12 protein-coding genes are annotated in these 15,815 nt (G+C 60.5%); all 12 read left to right on the top strand.

Annotated elements, in window-relative coordinates; all coding sequences use genetic code 11:
• The first annotated feature begins 74 nt into the window (after positions 1-74).
• The 12 genes from tssB (at position 75) to KR541_RS17240 (ending at position 15,815) form a co-directional block, all read left to right on the top strand.
• Positions 75-587 (top strand): type VI secretion system contractile sheath small subunit, encoded by a 513-nt coding sequence (tssB, locus tag KR541_RS17295; RefSeq protein WP_050017873.1) that lies wholly within the window; start codon positions 75-77, stop codon positions 585-587.
• A gap of 73 nt (positions 588-660) precedes the next feature.
• A complete protein-coding gene (gene tssC, locus KR541_RS17290; RefSeq protein ID WP_216089669.1) occupies positions 661-2,211 on the top strand; it encodes a type VI secretion system contractile sheath large subunit in 1,551 nt (516 codons plus the stop codon).
• A 78-nt stretch (positions 2,212-2,289) separates the two neighbouring features.
• A complete protein-coding gene (locus KR541_RS17285; RefSeq protein WP_216089668.1) occupies positions 2,290-4,641 on the top strand; it encodes a type VI secretion system Vgr family protein in 2,352 nt (783 codons plus the stop codon).
• Entirely contained in the window at positions 4,641-5,633 is a 993-nt protein-coding gene (locus KR541_RS17280; RefSeq protein ID WP_050017404.1) for a DUF4123 domain-containing protein, read from the top strand. Before KR541_RS17285 ends, KR541_RS17280 begins: the two co-directional genes overlap by 1 nt.
• The gene (locus KR541_RS17275) at positions 5,626-6,390 is read left to right on the top strand and encodes a DUF3304 domain-containing protein (protein WP_425542618.1); all 765 of its coding nucleotides are present in this window, start codon (positions 5,626-5,628) and stop codon (positions 6,388-6,390) included. The genes KR541_RS17280 and KR541_RS17275 overlap by 8 nt, the downstream gene beginning before the upstream one ends.
• 124 nt (positions 6,391-6,514) lie before the next feature.
• Positions 6,515-7,279 carry a DUF3304 domain-containing protein gene (locus KR541_RS17270; protein ID WP_089489100.1) on the top strand — a complete coding sequence of 255 codons (765 nt, stop codon included), beginning with the start codon at positions 6,515-6,517 and terminating at the stop codon, positions 7,277-7,279.
• 122 nt (positions 7,280-7,401) lie between these two features.
• The gene (locus KR541_RS17265; protein ID WP_089489101.1) at positions 7,402-8,193 is read left to right on the top strand and encodes a DUF3304 domain-containing protein; all 792 of its coding nucleotides are present in this window, start codon (positions 7,402-7,404) and stop codon (positions 8,191-8,193) included.
• Positions 8,186-10,426: a DUF2235 domain-containing protein gene (locus tag KR541_RS17260; RefSeq protein WP_216089667.1), complete on the top strand. Its 2,241-nt coding sequence runs from the start codon at positions 8,186-8,188 to the stop codon at positions 10,424-10,426. The genes KR541_RS17265 and KR541_RS17260 overlap by 8 nt, the downstream gene beginning before the upstream one ends.
• 61 nt (positions 10,427-10,487) lie before the next feature.
• Entirely contained in the window at positions 10,488-10,745 is a 258-nt protein-coding gene (locus KR541_RS17255; protein WP_080334375.1) for a PAAR domain-containing protein, read from the top strand.
• A 3-nt stretch (positions 10,746-10,748) separates the two neighbouring features.
• Positions 10,749-12,050 (top strand): hypothetical protein, encoded by a 1,302-nt coding sequence (locus KR541_RS17250; RefSeq protein WP_235356299.1) that lies wholly within the window; start codon positions 10,749-10,751, stop codon positions 12,048-12,050.
• A complete protein-coding gene (locus KR541_RS17245; RefSeq protein WP_216089666.1) occupies positions 12,028-12,327 on the top strand; it encodes a hypothetical protein in 300 nt (99 codons plus the stop codon). Before KR541_RS17250 ends, KR541_RS17245 begins: the two co-directional genes overlap by 23 nt.
• Positions 12,324-15,815 (top strand): ImcF-related family protein, encoded by a 3,492-nt coding sequence (locus KR541_RS17240; protein WP_252996662.1) that lies wholly within the window; start codon positions 12,324-12,326, stop codon positions 15,813-15,815. Before KR541_RS17245 ends, KR541_RS17240 begins: the two co-directional genes overlap by 4 nt.

Genomic DNA, 15,815 nt, shown 5'->3' with positions numbered 1-15,815 from the left:
AGGACGACGGAGCATCCTTGAGTCGTGGGTGCGTGTCGCGGAGTCTTCAAGCTTCCTGAAATAAGGAGAACGAATTGGATAGCTTTCAGCGAGAGATCCCGAAAAGCCGGGTGTCGATCACCCTCGATCTGCATACGGGAGGTGCGCAGAAGAAAGTCGAATTGCCGCTGAAGCTGCTGGTGGCCGGCGATTTCAGTGCCGGGCGCGAGCAGGCGCCGCTGGCCGAGCGCAAGAAGGTGAACATCGACAAGAACAACTTCGATGCCGTGCTGGCGGACTACGCGCCGGATCTCAGGATCGCTGCGGCCAATACGCTGGCCGGCGACGGTTCGGAACTGCCCGTCAACCTGTCGTTCCGCTCGATCAAGGATTTCGCGCCCGAGCAGGTCGCGCGCCAGATTCCCGAGCTGCAGGCGCTCCTCGCGATGCGCAATCTGCTGCGCGATCTGAAATCCAACCTGCTCGACAACGGCACGTTCCGTCGCGAGTTCGAGAAGGTGCTGAAGGACGATCGCCTGTCCGCGAAGCTGCGCGGCGAACTCGCGCAGATCGCGACCGCCGCGACGCAGCCGGAAGGGCATGCGTGAACGAGGCCGGGCAAAGCGCGCATTCAGCGCATTCCGCAACATCGTAGCGATTCGATCGCAGACAGGATCCGAGATGAAATCCACTGAAACGCAGCAAACCGGCGCGACCGAGACCGTCGTGCTGGATGCCCCGCAGGGCGATGTCGACAGCGTCTATGCATCGCTGTGCAGCAAGATCAACCTGAAGCCGATCCGTGAAGCGCGCCCGCTCGAGGCGTTCCGCGACAACGACATGCTGTCCGAGGCGTCGGCCGACGAGCGCATCGCGCGCGGGATGGGCGCGTTCCTCGAACTCGTCGCGAAGACGAGCCAGCCGGTGGACCGGCTCGACAAATCGCTGCTCGACTTCCACATCGGCCAGATCGACCGGCAAATCGGCCGTCAGCTCGACGCCGTGATGCACACGTCGGAATTTCAGGCGCTCGAAGCACGCTGGCGCGGCCTGAAGATGCTCGTGAGCCGCACCGATTTCCGCAAGAACGCACGTATCGAGGTGCTCGATGTGTCGAAGGACGCGCTGCAGCGCGACTTCGAGGACACGCCCGAACTGATCCAGAGCGGCCTGTATCGCCTCACGTACATCGAGGAATACGACACGCCGGGCGGCCAGCCGATCAGCGCGATGATCAGCGACTTCGAGTTCGCGAATTCGCCGATGGACGTCGCGTTGCTGCGCAATATCTCGAAGGTGGCGGCTGCCGCCCATATGCCGTTCATCGGCTCGGTCGGGCCGACGTTCTTCGGCAAGCAGTCGATGGAGGAAGTCGCCGCGATCCAGGACATCGGCAACTACTTCGATCGCGCCGAATACATCAAGTGGAAGAGCTTCCGCGATACCGACGATGCGCGTTACGTGGGCCTGACGATGCCGCGCGTGCTCGGCCGTTTGCCGTACGGCAAGGATACGGCGCCGGTCAGGGCGTTCAACTACGAGGAGGCCGTCAAGGGCCCCGATCACGACAAGTACCTGTGGATGAACGCATCGTTTGCATTCGCGGCGAACATGGTGCGTAGCTTCGTGAGCAACGGATGGTGCGTGCAGATCCGCGGGCCGCAGGCGGGCGGCAAGGTCGAGGATCTGCCGGTACACCTGTACGACCTCGGTACCGGCTACCAGCCGAAGATCCCGACCGAGGTGCTGATCCCGGAAACGCGCGAATTCGAGTTCGCGAATCTCGGCTTCATCCCGCTGTCGTTCTACAAGAACCACGACTTCGCGTGCTTCTTCTCCGCGAACTCGGCGCAGAAGCCCGCGCTGTACGAGACCCGGGAAGCGACCGCGAACAGCCGCATCAACGCACGGCTGCCGTACATCTTCCTGCTGTCGCGCATCGCGCACTACCTGAAGCTGATCCAGCGCGAAAACATCGGCACGACGAAGGATCGCCGTCTGCTCGAACTCGAGCTGAACAACTGGATCAAGGGGCTCGTGACCGAGATGAAGGATCCGGGCGACGAACTGCAGGCGTCGCATCCGCTGCGCGAGGCGAAGGTCACCGTCGAGGATATCGAGGACAACCCGGGCTTCTTCCGGATCAAGCTGTTCATCGTTCCGCACTTCCAGGTTGAAGGCATGGATATCGGGCTGTCGCTCGTGTCGCAGATGCCGAAGTCCAAGAACTGATCTGACGTTAGTCGCAGTGGCGCCGGGGTGGACAGGGGCACCCCGGCGTGCCGTGCAGTCGCGCAACCGAGAGATTCCATGTCGATGATTCTGCCTTCGCAGGCTTATGAATTGAAGCTCGCGCCGCATCCGGCGCCGTTCTCGATCCTGAAGTTCAGCGGGCTGGACCGCGTGAGCCAGCTCTATCGATACGAGATCGAATTCACAAGCCCGGCGGCGGGGATTCCGATGGACCAGGTGCTGGGGCGACCGGCCAAGTTCAGCGCGGATCCGGTCGATCCGGACATGGATTACCTGCGGAAGATGTTCGGGGAGAACGCGGCGCAGTTCAGTGCGAAGCCGGCGGCGTACATGGTTCATGGCGTGATTACGCAGTTCGACGAGTTGGAGACATCGGCGGACGAAACCCGCTACCGCGTCGTGCTGGAGCCGACGCTGGCGGATCTCGCTCGCGGCGTGACGAGCCGCTTGTTTCAGAAGCAGTCGGTCGACGAGATCGTGACCGACACGTTGCGACATTACGGTTACCGCGCGGGCGTGGACTTTCGGTTCCAGTTGCGCGGGCAATACAAGCGCCGCGAATACGTGACGCAGTATCACGAGACGACGTTCGCGTTCATTCAGCGCATTTGTGCGGAAGAGGGCATCTGGTTTCGCTGGGAGCAGAAGAAGGATCGTGCGGTGGTCGTGTTCGGCGACGATCTGGATGCCTATGCGCGCAAGCAGCGAACGGTGCCGTATCGACGGGAATCGGGGCTGGAGAGTGTCGGTTCGGATGCGATCAAGACGCTAGGACGCGAGATGAAGCGCGTGCCGGAGGCGGTGCGGCTGCATGACTACAACCATCGGCAGGCCGGCGTATCGCTGCTGGTCGAGGAAAACGCGGCGCGCGACGACACGACGACACATTCGGTCGATTATCGCTGGGGCGAACATTACGAGACGCCCGAAGAGGGGAAGCGCGTTGCGCGGTTGCGGCATGAAGCCTATCTGGCCGGGCAGATCACGTTCAAGGGGACCGGCAATCCGTTCTGGCTCGAGGCGGGCGAGGTGATGCGTGTCGAGCCGAAGCCGGCCGATGCGAAACATGGGGTCTTCGTTACGTCGGTCGAGTCGCACGGCGGGCGTAACGAGTCGTACTGGGTGGCGTTCGAAGGGATTCCGTCGGATCGTGTATGGCGCACGTCGATGGGCTCGATTTCGCGACCGGTGGTCGACGGGATCCTGCCGGCGCGGATTACGTCGCCAGGCAACTACAAGTATGCGTATCTGACCGAGCAGGGCTGGTACGTGATCAAGCTGCCGTTCGATCTCGATGAATGGAGCCCCGGTGGGACGAGCCGGCCGGTGCGGTTTGCGAAGCCGTACAGCGGCGACAACTACGGGCATCACTTTCCGTTGATCGACGGGGCGGAGGTGGCGATCGTCCATACGGACGGCGATCCGAACCGACCGGTGATCATCGGCGCAATGCATGACAGCGTGCATCCGGATCTGGTCAATAACCTGAACCATACGCGGAATCTGATTCGGACGGCTGCGCGCAATGAGTTGCGGATGGAGGACAAGGAGGGCGTCGAGCATATTCATCTGACGACGCCCACCCAGACGAGTGAGCTGAATCTAGGGCATATGGTCGACGATGCCCGCCACGAACGCGGCCAAGGCGCCGAGCTACGTACCGACGGGCATCTTGCCGCGCGTGGTCCGAAGGGCATGCTGTTGAGTACCGAGGCGCAGGTGGGCGCTGCCGGGCACCAACTCGACATGAAGGACGCGCACGCGCAGTTGCAGCGGGCGATCGATCGCATGGAGTCCCTTTCCGAGGCGGTACGTGCGGCGGAGGCGACCGTCGCGGAGTTGCAGCAACAGAAGTCGTTCTATGCGGAAGCGCTGGATGGTTTGAAGCGTGCCGCCATTCTGGCGAGCGCACCGTCAGGTATCGGCCTCACGTCCGGCGAGCATTTGCAGCTCAATGCGGACCGGAATCTGATCGCGACGGCCGGCGGGAATTTCGACGTCGGCGTCATGCGCAACTTCACGGTTGCGGCCGGGAAGCAGGTATCGCTTTTCGCACAAGCACAGGGCGTGCGGGTGACGGCCGCCAAACAGGACGTTGTCGTTCAGGCCCGTACGGGAGCGATGGCGCTGTCGGCGTCGAAGGACCTGAACTTCACTAGTAGTGAGGGTGCGATTCTCGCGGCCTCGCGCGGTGCGCTGACACTCGCCAGTGGTGGCGCCTACCTCAAGATCGACGGCGGCAATATCGAGCTCGGATGCCCGGGGGATATCACGCTCAAATGCGGAAATTTCCATTGGACCGGCCCAGCGTCGCTTGACACCCGTCTGCCGAATATGCCCATTGGGCCATGCAAGGAGTGCCTGCTGGATGCGCACCGTGGTGTCGAAGCGATGACGGAGGTCGCTTGATGGCCGGAACCGGACGTGCGACCCCAACCCGAGAGTCGGACGCGGGATGGGAGGCGTGGCGTGATCGATTGGTAGCGCAATTCGACACGTTCGACGTGGGCGGCGTTGCGGCGTACCTGTACATGCTCGCCGATGCGCGTGCCAATCCGGGGCTCGACAAACTGCTCGTCCAGGTGCCGCTGCTCGAATGGGAGTCGCTCTGGGGCGGCAGCGTTCTCGAGTCCTATACGGACATCGCCCCGTATCTGATCGGGATCGATCGCTTTGCATTCGATGATTCGCGCGACCTCGGCAGCCGGTTTGTCCGGCGACTTTGGAGAGAGTCGAGCGGACGGCACATGCTGACGTGGATATGGTCGCCATTTCCCATTCGGTCACTGGCCGCGCATTTTCGCTCGTTCTGCCGTTACTCGACGCCCGACAAGCGCGCGTACTTTCTGCATTTCTACGATAACCGGATTCTTGCCCGGTTACGAGGAGTCTGGAGCGCAGAACAGGCTCAGGCGTTTCTGTCGCCATGTGTCGAGATATGGCATCGCGATCGTGATTCGAACGAGATCGTCTGGCGCAACGATGCCGGTGTCGCCGATGCAGTCGTCGACGCAGAGCAGGTGATGACGATCGAGCAGCACATGACGTTGCTGCATCTCGGCCGTGCCGACAAGCTTGCGATGCAGTTGCGCACGATGTATGGCGCGATGCTCGACGATTTTACGGATCTGGCGCTCTACCGCCGTATTTCGGAACAGCTCGAACGTGCTGGCCGATACCGTATAGCCGACGATGACGATCTCTTGAACTACGTTTCAAAGGGCGTCGTTATTTCGCCGCGGTTCGATGAGCATCCGGTGATCCGGGGCAGATTGGAGCGCGCGATGAGCGGTGAGCAGACGTTTCGAGAGGCATTGAGTGATATCGACGCGGAGGTATTGCGGGAGACGGCTCGCATCGCGTCGGATTCGGACGCGGCGGGAGGAACGTCGCGTGATTAGTCGGCTTTTCATCCTATTGGTTCTGGCGCTGGCGTTAACCGGTTGCGATGCATTTTCCTCCGAGCCGACCTACCGTGGTGTCAGCATCATGGGGCTCAACTACACGCCGTTCAATCTGAGCGAGTTCACGATTCGCGACAAGTACGGCAACAGAGCGGGTGGAGGGGGGGATTTGCCGCCGGGTACGGGCGCGGGAAGCCTCAGTTGTTGCTACAAGCTGAAGGGGACGGAATTCACGGTTGAGTGGGAAGTCTACGACGCGGATGAAGCGATTAAAGATCTGTACGCGCCGATCAAGAAGATCCACAAGACGACCGAGGTGAAGTTTCCGCCGACAAAAGTCAAAGGTGGGGCGGGGGAGGACGTGCTCGCCGTGCATTTTTATCCGGACGATCACATCGAGTTTGAGATTCGGAACGACATGAGCGGGACGAGGATCGATTACACGGAGGTTGACGACTGGCTTCAAACAAAATACGGGAGGGCGGCGAATCCGGACGACGACGACATGTTCGTGGCTTATAGACGCACGGCTCGAATCGCGGCACAGGGCTGGCTGAAGTATCGCCTGACCGACACGGTGGATCTGGAGCAGTACGTGTACTACAGGCAGCTTGTTAATTCCAAATTCGATGAGCATCCAGTGGTGCAACGGATCCTGAAAGAGACGAAAGGCAAGCCGGGCGCCTTTGGTGCAGCTATGCGGGGATTGCCAGACACCGTCGTGCAAGAGATCAAGCGAGGTCGCTTTGATTAGACATCGACACGAGCACGAGATTCTCTATTCGAAAAGGCGCCCTTCTTGATTGTCAGGTCGTGTTCGCGAGTCGGAGTCCGCGTGTTACGTCGGATTGTGTCTTTAAATTTGAGGTGTTTAAGCAATGATTAAACGGGTTGTCGTCTTCCTTGCTGCCGCATTGACGTTGGCCGGCTGCGACGCATTTTCCTCCGAGCCGACATACCGTGGTGTCAGCATCATGGGGCTCAACTACACGCCGTTCAATCTGAGCGAGTTCACAATTCGCGACAAATATGGCAACAGGGCGGGTGGAGGGGGAGATTTGCCGCCGGGCGCTGGAGCCGGACGGTTGAGTTGCTGCTACAAGCTGAAGGGGACGGAATTCACTGTCGAGTGGGAGATATATGACCAGGATGAGTTCATGAAGGATCCGTACGCGCCGATCAAGAAGATCCACAAGACGACCGAGGTGAAGTTTCCACCGACAGAAGTCAAAGGTGGGGCGGGGGAAGACGTGCTGGCCGTGCACTTTTATCCGGACGATCACATCGAGTTCGAGATTCGGAACGACATGAGCGGGGCGAGGATATCTTATGCAGAAGTCTATCACTGGTTTAGAAAAAAACATGGGAAAGCGGCTGACGGCGATGACGTAGATATGGCTATCGCGTTCAGGCAGATAGCGCGTATTGCAGCACAAGGAGTGGTTAAGTATCACCTGACTGATACCGCAGATCTGGAACAGTATGTCTACTACGTGAAACTCGTTAATCCGAAATTCGATGAGCATCCAGCGGTGCAGCGGATTCTGAAGGAGACGAAAGACCGGCCGGGTGCCTTCGGTGCCGCGATGCAGCGATTGCCGGATCCGGTCGTGCAAGAGATCGAGCGAGGTCGCTTTGATTAGACATCGACACGACTCGAAAATCGCTATTCGACCACACCCCTGTTCTTGATAGTGACCGTGTTTGCGCGTCGAAGTCCGCGTGTTACGTCGTATTGTGTCTTTGAATTTGAGGTGTTTAAGCAATGATTAAACGGGTTGTCGTCTTCCTCGCTGCCGCATTGACGTTGGCTGGCTGTGATGCATTTTCCGCCGAGCCGATCTACCGTGGTGTCAGCATCATGGGGCTCAACTACACGCCGTTCAATCTGAGCGAGTTCACAATTCGCGACAAATATGGCAACAGAGCCAGCGGAGGAGGTGACCTGCCGCCGGGTACGGGCGCGGGAAGCCTCAGTTGTTGCTACAAGCTGAAGGGGACGGAATTCACTGTCGAGTGGGAGATATATGACCAGGATGAGTTCATGAAGGATCCGTACGCGCCGATCAAGACGATCCACAAGACGACCGAGGTGAAGTTTCCGCCGACAAAAGTCAAAGGTGGGGCGGGGGAGGACGTGCTGGCCGTACACTTTTATCCGGACGATCACATCGAGTTCGAGATTCGGAACGACATGAGCGGGACGAGGATCGCCTATACAAAAGTGGACCACTTGTTTCAGACCAAATACGGGAAGGCGGCGAACCCTGACGATGCCGACATGGCTGTCGCCTATCGGCGCACGGCACGAATTGCGGCCCAGGGCTGGCTGAAGTATCGCCTGACCGACACGACAGATCTCGTGCAGTACGTGTACTACAGGCAGATCGTTAATCCGAAATTCGATGAGCATCCAGCGGTGCAGCGGATCCTGAAGGAGACGAAAGACCGGCCGGGCGCCTTTGGTGCTGCGATGCAGCGATTGCCGGATCCGGTTGTGCAAGAAATCAAGAAGGGTCGCTTTGAACGAGATACCTCGAGAGGGGAACATGGCTGACAAACACATGCTCGATCCGGCGGACCGGACTCCGCCTGAGGTACGTGCAGCAATTGGGGAGAAGCGGAAGGCGTATCCGCAAGATGACTGCATTCCGTGCGGTGCCGTCATGCACGTCGGTTTTTTCTTCGACGGATTCGGTCGTCATCGGGACTACGACGATAAGAAAACATCTCGATACTCAAATATCTGCCGACTTTGGGAGGCTCATCGCCATAACGAAGATCGACGTAGAGAGCTGGAGCCTAACCATTTTTGGTATCGACTCTACTATTCTGGACTCGGAACGGAGCTGAACAAGGAGGCTCGAGAGGGGCAAATCGTGTCCGCAGCATTCAAGCTCGGAAGGCAGGGCGCCGATGCAGCCGCTTCAATCGCAGTTGGTGTCGGCGAGAGCGTGACCGGCGTGAAACGGCTTCCTATCAACCCGCAAGACACTATCACCGAAGGATTCAAGAAGGGTCTCAAGGAGTTTTCGTTTCGGCCGGTCGTGCAGTCTTTCAAAGACCTGGTCAACTCCGTCGAATCCGTGCCCCGCAATATCGGCCGAGTGTTGCAACTGCAGCGTGACAACCGCTGGGTTCGACGCGGTCGTGCTGCCACGCGCGCGGTTCTTTACGATGCGAAGAAGAATTTTCCGTCCATCGCGCAAAGCGCCGCCAAGTCGGTGTTCTTCGGCGTGGTGATCGATTCGATTCCGTGGTTTCGTGACAACCGCGCTGTCGCGCGAGTTTTCGGAACGGGCGTCGATGATCGGCTGGCGGCCGCGATGAAGCAGTTCGAGATCGCAATCGACGACGTCAGGCAGAAAATGCCTAAGGTCCAGCGGATCCAGGTTTCCATCTTCGGCGCCGATCGCGGTTGTGTTCTCGCCCGCGCGCTGGCGAATGAACTGACCCAGCGCTACAAGCGTCCGAGCGAGACGACGCTTGCCTTTGTCGATCCGAAGGATTCGAACCAGACGGCGATTCCGATCGAAATCAAGTTCATGGGGCTGCTCGACGCTGTATCGTCGTTGATGGAGGAGAACAAGCTTCTCGGGATCGTGCCGGTTCTCGGCCTGCTCAAACAGAACTACGGAGATCGCGCTCTCGCGGTACCGGCGTCCGTTCAGCGATGCGTGCATTTTGCGGCGGCCCATGAGCTGCGCTTCTATCAGCGGCTCGATAGCCTCGAGAACACGCGCGGCCTTCAATATCTCTATCCGGGAACGAGCGAAGACATCACCGGCGGAGCGCCGCCAGGATTGCTTGGAGCACGCGCGGAACTTCAGCGCGTCGCGTTGCGCGACATGCTCAATGAAGCAATCGCGCACGGCGTAGTGCTCGACACGATGGAAGATCTATTCAAGTTCAAGGGTAAGACGTTTGCGAAATTCACCCTCGCAAACCCCATCCCCGACGGAAAATCCACCTACAAAATCGGAGAATTGATCGACGCCTACCGTCAGATGGTCCCCTACGTCGCACGTTTGAATTTCGTCGAACATATGCAGATATTCCTGCGCTGGATGGCGGTTCGCTACCAGTCCCCCGAGTTTCGCGCAACCGTAACGAGCCGCTTCGACGATCTCGCGTCCCGGCACCGGGAGCGGCTGAAGGAGCGCAACGAAGCCGAGGCGGCCTACGTTGCATTACGCAACCAGCGACCGCCGGCCGACAGCGTGACGCTCAACATAGCTTTGGCTCGCTGGCAGGATTCGGTCCTGCCGGAGATGCTTTCCAATCGCGATGCAGGTATCGAGAAGAATCGCCCTTCGGTAGGCGTCTGGGATCGCATCCAAAGCGAATCCGAAGAGTTGATGCGACGCGAATCCCGACAAGCCGGCCTGCAAAAATCGGCGGATCTTATCCGTGAAAAGGCTCAAGACGGTTCATTACCGTGGGACGCGGATCCGGAGTTCAGCGCATCGATGATCGAGGCCTGGATGATGACGCCGGAAGAGGAGACGCTGATCCAGGCATGGAAGATGGGCCTGAGCGGCAAGAACCCGCTGCCGCCCAAGGTCATGGCGCTGTTCGACCTGCTGGTTCACGACACGATGCTGACGAGCTGGCACGACCACGTGCTGTCGTCGAACCTGTACTTCCAGACACGAGCGATCGACACGTTCGGAACCAGCGATTACGTCGAAGAGGACAAGAAACGCAAGCGCGACGAAAAGCACGGCGAGCGCGTCAGGCAGGCCAGCGAGGCGATGAAGCCTGCCGGCCGGGTGCCAGGGCGCCTATAACCAACATCAATCGCTTGCTGTCGAACTGCAGTGGCGATACCAGTTCAATTCGGGGATACACATGGCGGGCATCATTCGCGTCGGAGACACTCATACCGGCGAAGGCCACGTAACGGCTGGCTCGGCGACGTGCTTTTTCATGGGGCGTCCGCTTGCTCGACTCCACGATCCGGTGACCTGTCCGCGCCACGGCGACAACCGTATCGCAACCGCGACCTCGGGCGCATTCGATGACGGTCGCGAAGTCGCTCAGCACGATGACTTGTGTGCGTGCGGTTGCCGGTTGATTTCTTCTCTTCCGAATAGCGGGCGCCGTTAAGCAATGGCACTGGATTTCTCGTCCCTCCCGCCGGAGAAGCCGGTTCCTGATGAATCGCCGTCGCGGGTTCTCTGGGCTGCGGTGTTCATCGTGCTCACGGCGGTCGGGGTATTGGCTGTGCTGATGCTCTGGCCGAAGGATGAGCCGACTCACACGCCATGGTTCTGGATATGCGTGTCCGTATATCCGACGGGTTTTTCCGCCTTCGTCGTCTCCCGGCGATATCGGGCATACGAACTCGAACGCGCGAAAGTCCAGGCCTGGAACGATGCAAGCAGGAAGTACAACGCGCAGGCTTTTGCGCGAGAGAGCGTGCCGATGCTTGTCCTGGCAGCGGCTGCACGTGTAACCGCAGACGATACGGACAATGGTATCGACCCGATCGTCGATGGCGCGATGAAGTTGCGTGCCAAGGCTTCGGAGCGGCAAGCAAACGAATCGGTTTCGGCAAGATGGTTCGAGCCGATTGAAGCCCGCCTGGCCGCTGACGATGCGGAACGTCAGGATCAGGTTCTTGAATGGTTGTACGAGCGACTCATCGACGACTTGCATGAAACCTTGAACGCGCTTCCTGCGGATCTGCCACTGCGCGTTTTGCTCGACATTTCCGGCTATGTCGGAGAGTCCGACGTGGTCGAGCAATGGCGGGAAGAATGGAGGCGTCACACGTTGCGCTTCGCCAGAACGGACCGAGCGCCCGAATCGCTCGATTTGATGACGGTCGATTCCTGGCTTGACGATCGGAACGGGCCGTTGCATCAGCATGCGGTGTTACTCGTATCCATAGCGCTCGGCACAGTGATTGCCGAGTCGCCGGCGCCCGGTTCAGCCGAGGCCGGGGTGGGATTGCTGCTGGTTTCCGAGACCCTGGCATCGCGCTTCGAGTTGCGACCGATCGCTGCATTCCACCGTCCCCGGCGAGCCGGTAATGACGATCCTGGCCATGCACTGACCTATGGGATTCGTTGGGGCGGTACCGCGCCGGATGACATCGGAGCGCTGTGGACGAGCGGATTCGACAGCCGAACGGCCGGTTCCTTGCGCACGGCGTTACGCACGGGCAATCCGGAAGGGGAAAACGACGAAGCGGTGCCAGAGTTCGAACTCGATCGAATCGTCGGCAAGGCGGGGGCCTCAGCCGGATGGCTTGCCGCAGCTTGTGCAACGTACGTCGCCGGTCAAGCGCCAAAGCCGCAACTGGTCGCACAGCGCGACGAAAACCATGTGTTCATCGCTGTCGTGACGACCTTGGATAACGCATCAACAACACACGCATTTCCGCATGAACCGGATATTCAAAATTGACCTGTTCGGGGCCATTGTTTTTGTCGTCCTTCCTGGGCTGATCGTATGGATGCGACCGCACTGGGTTGGGATAACCGAGGCGGATCGAGGGTTGGCGCTCGTCATTTTGTGCGCCATATTCGTGGCACTCTTGTTGATTTTCAGCTTCAGCGATTCGTCTCGGCCGGCGAATGGCTGGCGCGCCGTGAAGAAATGGGTCAAGGATCACACGCGTCGCACGGCGGCTCCGTCGGGAAGCGATTCGGCGGTTAATGCGCGACGCGAGCCGAATCGTTGAAGCAGGTCCAGAGCGAGAGGCATGGCTGGCGATGGCGCTATCGCGATCGGTGGGTGCTTGTCGCCGGCGACTATCCGCTTGTCCGGCGGCTCGCGCCGGGGTTGGCCGATACCGGCTACGCGATTCTCGGCAATACGGTCGTGTTGTATGCGCGGCAAATCGACGACAAACTCGACACGGAATGGCTTGATCAGATTCGTCGCTTGCGCCGTCGTCGTCCGATCGACGCGATTGTGGCCATTACCCGTCACCGGAGTTCCGGCGATGCGTCGTTTGACGTGGACGAACTCGCTGCACGGCTTGCTCGCCACGCGCGCATGTTATGTTGGGCCGCACCGGCGTATCTGCTGGATGTGACGGATTTCGGCGGCGACCGGGCCGGCCCGGATGAAGCGATGGGCTTCACATGGGCGAACTCACGCGTGAGCGGTGAGATGATTGACGAATCGCTGGGCAATCTCGTCGACAATCTGTCGGACATTGGTGTCGTGCGCCTCGCAGTGAACGCCGATGATCGTTACCCTGCCGAGCTGGCGCAACATGTCTCGAGGTTGCGCGGAGCGCTATCTGACCTGCTGCACCGAACCGCTGAATCCTCTGTTTCGAGGCATACGCTTCACGGGGTGATGTTTGCGCCGTTATTCAAAGAGCGGGCGCCGCAGTCTCCGGATTTCGATCTGCCGAGTGGCGATTCGAATGATGGCGACCCGGCGATCGACCCTCAACACCGAACCCTCTGGCAAACCATCGCCGACCACAGCCGCAAGGTCCACGGCCGCCGCGTTGGCTTTTCACTGTCGACCACCGCAGCCTGGATGACGACGGCCCTGATCAGTTGCTGGTTTGCCGGCACGATGCTGTCCGGTTTCTCCAACCGCGCAACGATCGGAAGCGCAACGGATACGGCTACCAAGCTCACCGGGCCCCTGAACCCGACGCAGTCGCTGCAAACGCTTACCGACCTCGGCCGGCAAATGGATACGCTCGAAATCCACCAGCGTAGCGGTGCGCCTTTGATCGCCCGTTTCGGCTTGAACCGCGACCACGCGCTGCTCGACGCCCTTTGGCCTTACTACGCCGGTGCCGCGAACCGCATCCTCGTCGGCCCGATTCGCCAGAAGCTCGACGCGAGGCTGCATCAGCTTGCGTCGCTGTCCGACGCGGAAATCGCCAGCGGCGGCGATGCTCAGGTACAGGCCGCTTACGATACGCTCAAGACCTACATGATGCTCGCCAAACCCGAGCGGGCAGTGGCTGCATTCCTGCTGCCGCAACTTGTCGCGACGTCTGCACCCGAACGCCCGACTCATTCGCAGCTGTCGAAGGGTAGCTGGGAAGACCTGCGTCAGCAAGCGATCGCGTTCTTCGCCAACCACGTTGGACGTGGCGCTGCATCCAGCCAAGCCGCGTTGGCGATTGTTCCGGATGGCAACCTGGTCGCGTCTACCCGACAGACGATCATAAGTGTCCGGGGTATTCAGAACTCCGGGGACGCGATCTACCAACAGATCATCGACGAAGCGACACCGAAATACCCGCCGCTATCACTCGCGACGCTGCTCGGCGACGCGGCGTCGCAATCCTCCGCGGGCGGTGCAACGAGTCGTGGCCTGTTCGGCACGACCGCGACCGTGCCCGGCGTATTCACACGTGCTGCGTGGGAGGAGCGAATCTCGAAGGCAATCGACGAAGCCGGCGAGCAACGCGATGTGGCAAGCGACTGGGTGCTCTCCGACACCAAGGTCGCCAATGCATCCCCGTCGACATTGAAGGGCGAACTGCGCCAGCGCTATTTCGACGACTACGCGCGGGCATGGGCGCTCTTCCTCAACAGCCTGCGCTGGCAACCTGCGCCGACGCTGTCGGCCACTGCCGACCAGTTGACGCTGCTCGGCGATCCGCAACGCTCGCCGCTCGTCGCGTTGATGAGTGCGATCGCGTATCAGGCGGGAACGGGAGCCAACGCCCAATCGCTGTCCGACACGCTGGTCAGCAAGGCACAGCAACTGATCGGCGCGGACGAAAAGGATCCGTCGAAGCAGGCCAAGCCTCAACTGGCGCCACTTGCCGCCGCATTCGGTCCGATCCTGCGTCTGACCGGTAGTGATCTCGCTTCAGGGGCGCCATCCGGCGGCAAGGGGAACGCCCCGCCGGCAGTAACCGGCGACCTGAGCCTGGCCCGCTATCTGGAGCGGATCACGGCCATGCGCCTGAAGACATCGCAGATCGTCTCCAGTCCGGATCCGGATGCGATTGCACGCCTGGCCGCGCAATCCGTGCTGCAGGGCAAGACGTCCGATATCGCCGACAGTCGCGATTACGCGAGTCGTGTCGCTGCGAGCCTCGGCGAACAATGGTCGGGCTTCGGCGCATTGTTCCGCGCGCCGTTCGATCAGTCGTGGCAGGTCATCGTGCAGCCTGCCGCGTCGAGCCTGAACGAAATCTGGCGCACCGTGATCCTCGCTGACTGGAACAAGGCGTTCGGTGGCCGCTACCCATTCGCGGATTCCGACAACGACGCATCGCTGCCCGAGATGGCGCGTTTCATGCGTCCGGATAGTGGCGTGATCGCGCAGTTCGTGACGTCGCAACTGGCCGGTGTCGTCGAACGGCAGGGCGACCGATGGGTCGCCTCGCAAGGGGCCGATTCCGGCGCATTGACGATCGATCCGGCGTTTCTCAACGGCCTGAACAAGCTCGCGCGCACGTCGATGGTTCTATTCCCGTCCGGCGACGCACGCGTGCGCTATGAGCTGCGGGCCGAGCCGACGCCGGGCGTCACCGACATGAGATTCGTGCTGTCCGGCCGCGAACTGCATTACTTCAACCAGAAGCAGGAATGGACGCCGTTCGAATGGCCGGGGCAGTCGCTCGAGAACCTGTCGCATATCGAATGGCAGACGGAGCAGGGTGGTTTGCGTACCGCGCTCGATTCGCAGGGACGTTTTGGCCTCATTCGGCTGCTGGAACGTGCGAAGGTTACCCAACAGGACAACGCCCGCTATCTGCTGACCTGGACGCCTGACACGAGCCAGGCCATTCCGCTCAAGGTGCAATTGCGCAGCGAAGCCGGCGGCGGTCCGCTCGACGTTCTCCAGCTGCGGAATTTCACGTTGCCAACCCGGGTTTTCGTGACGGGCTCGCAGAACGCGGGGGCGCGGGTTTCGACGATCGGCCCGCCGCCGTTGCCGGCATCGGCGATCGCGGCCGCGAAGCATTCGGCTGTTCCGTTGCCGCCGGGGTTCCCGGGCGGCAACCCCTTGCCGGACGATGCCATGCGGGCAACGACGAAGCAGGCATCCGGTCAACGCGCCGTGCTCGACCTGGCTCAGGCGAAAACGCGAACCGCCGAGCCTGAATCGGCGCGACAGACGACCCCACCGAAGGCTGCGATTTCGCCATTGGCCACCACGTCGGGACTTTCCGATTCTCCCACCCGTCCGTTCGGGCACGCCCTCAGGCTGCTGGGCGACGCATTCGTTTTTTGA

The organism is Burkholderia sola (genome assembly GCF_905400185.1).
GTDB lineage: Bacteria > Pseudomonadota > Gammaproteobacteria > Burkholderiales > Burkholderiaceae > Burkholderia > Burkholderia sola.
Note: the sequence above shows the minus strand (reverse complement) of the source record. Positions and strands in the feature narration are given on the sequence as shown.

Bases quoted from the DNA above. Each gene is read 5' to 3' on its own strand.
- tssC (WP_216089669.1), top strand. From the start codon at position 661: ATGAAATCCACTGAAACGCAGCAAACCGGCGCGACCGAGACCGTCGTG.
- KR541_RS17285 (WP_216089668.1), top strand. From the start codon at position 2,290: ATGTCGATGATTCTGCCTTCGCAGGCTTATGAATTGAAGCTCGCGCCG.
- KR541_RS17280 (WP_050017404.1), top strand. From the start codon at position 4,641: ATGGCCGGAACCGGACGTGCGACCCCAACCCGAGAGTCGGACGCGGGA.
- KR541_RS17270 (WP_089489100.1), top strand. From the start codon at position 6,515: ATGATTAAACGGGTTGTCGTCTTCCTTGCTGCCGCATTGACGTTGGCC.
- KR541_RS17265 (WP_089489101.1), top strand. From the start codon at position 7,402: ATGATTAAACGGGTTGTCGTCTTCCTCGCTGCCGCATTGACGTTGGCT.
- KR541_RS17260 (WP_216089667.1), top strand. From the start codon at position 8,186: ATGGCTGACAAACACATGCTCGATCCGGCGGACCGGACTCCGCCTGAG.
- KR541_RS17255 (WP_080334375.1), top strand. From the start codon at position 10,488: ATGGCGGGCATCATTCGCGTCGGAGACACTCATACCGGCGAAGGCCAC.
- KR541_RS17250 (WP_235356299.1), top strand. From the start codon at position 10,749: ATGGCACTGGATTTCTCGTCCCTCCCGCCGGAGAAGCCGGTTCCTGAT.
- KR541_RS17245 (WP_216089666.1), top strand. From the start codon at position 12,028: ATGAACCGGATATTCAAAATTGACCTGTTCGGGGCCATTGTTTTTGTC.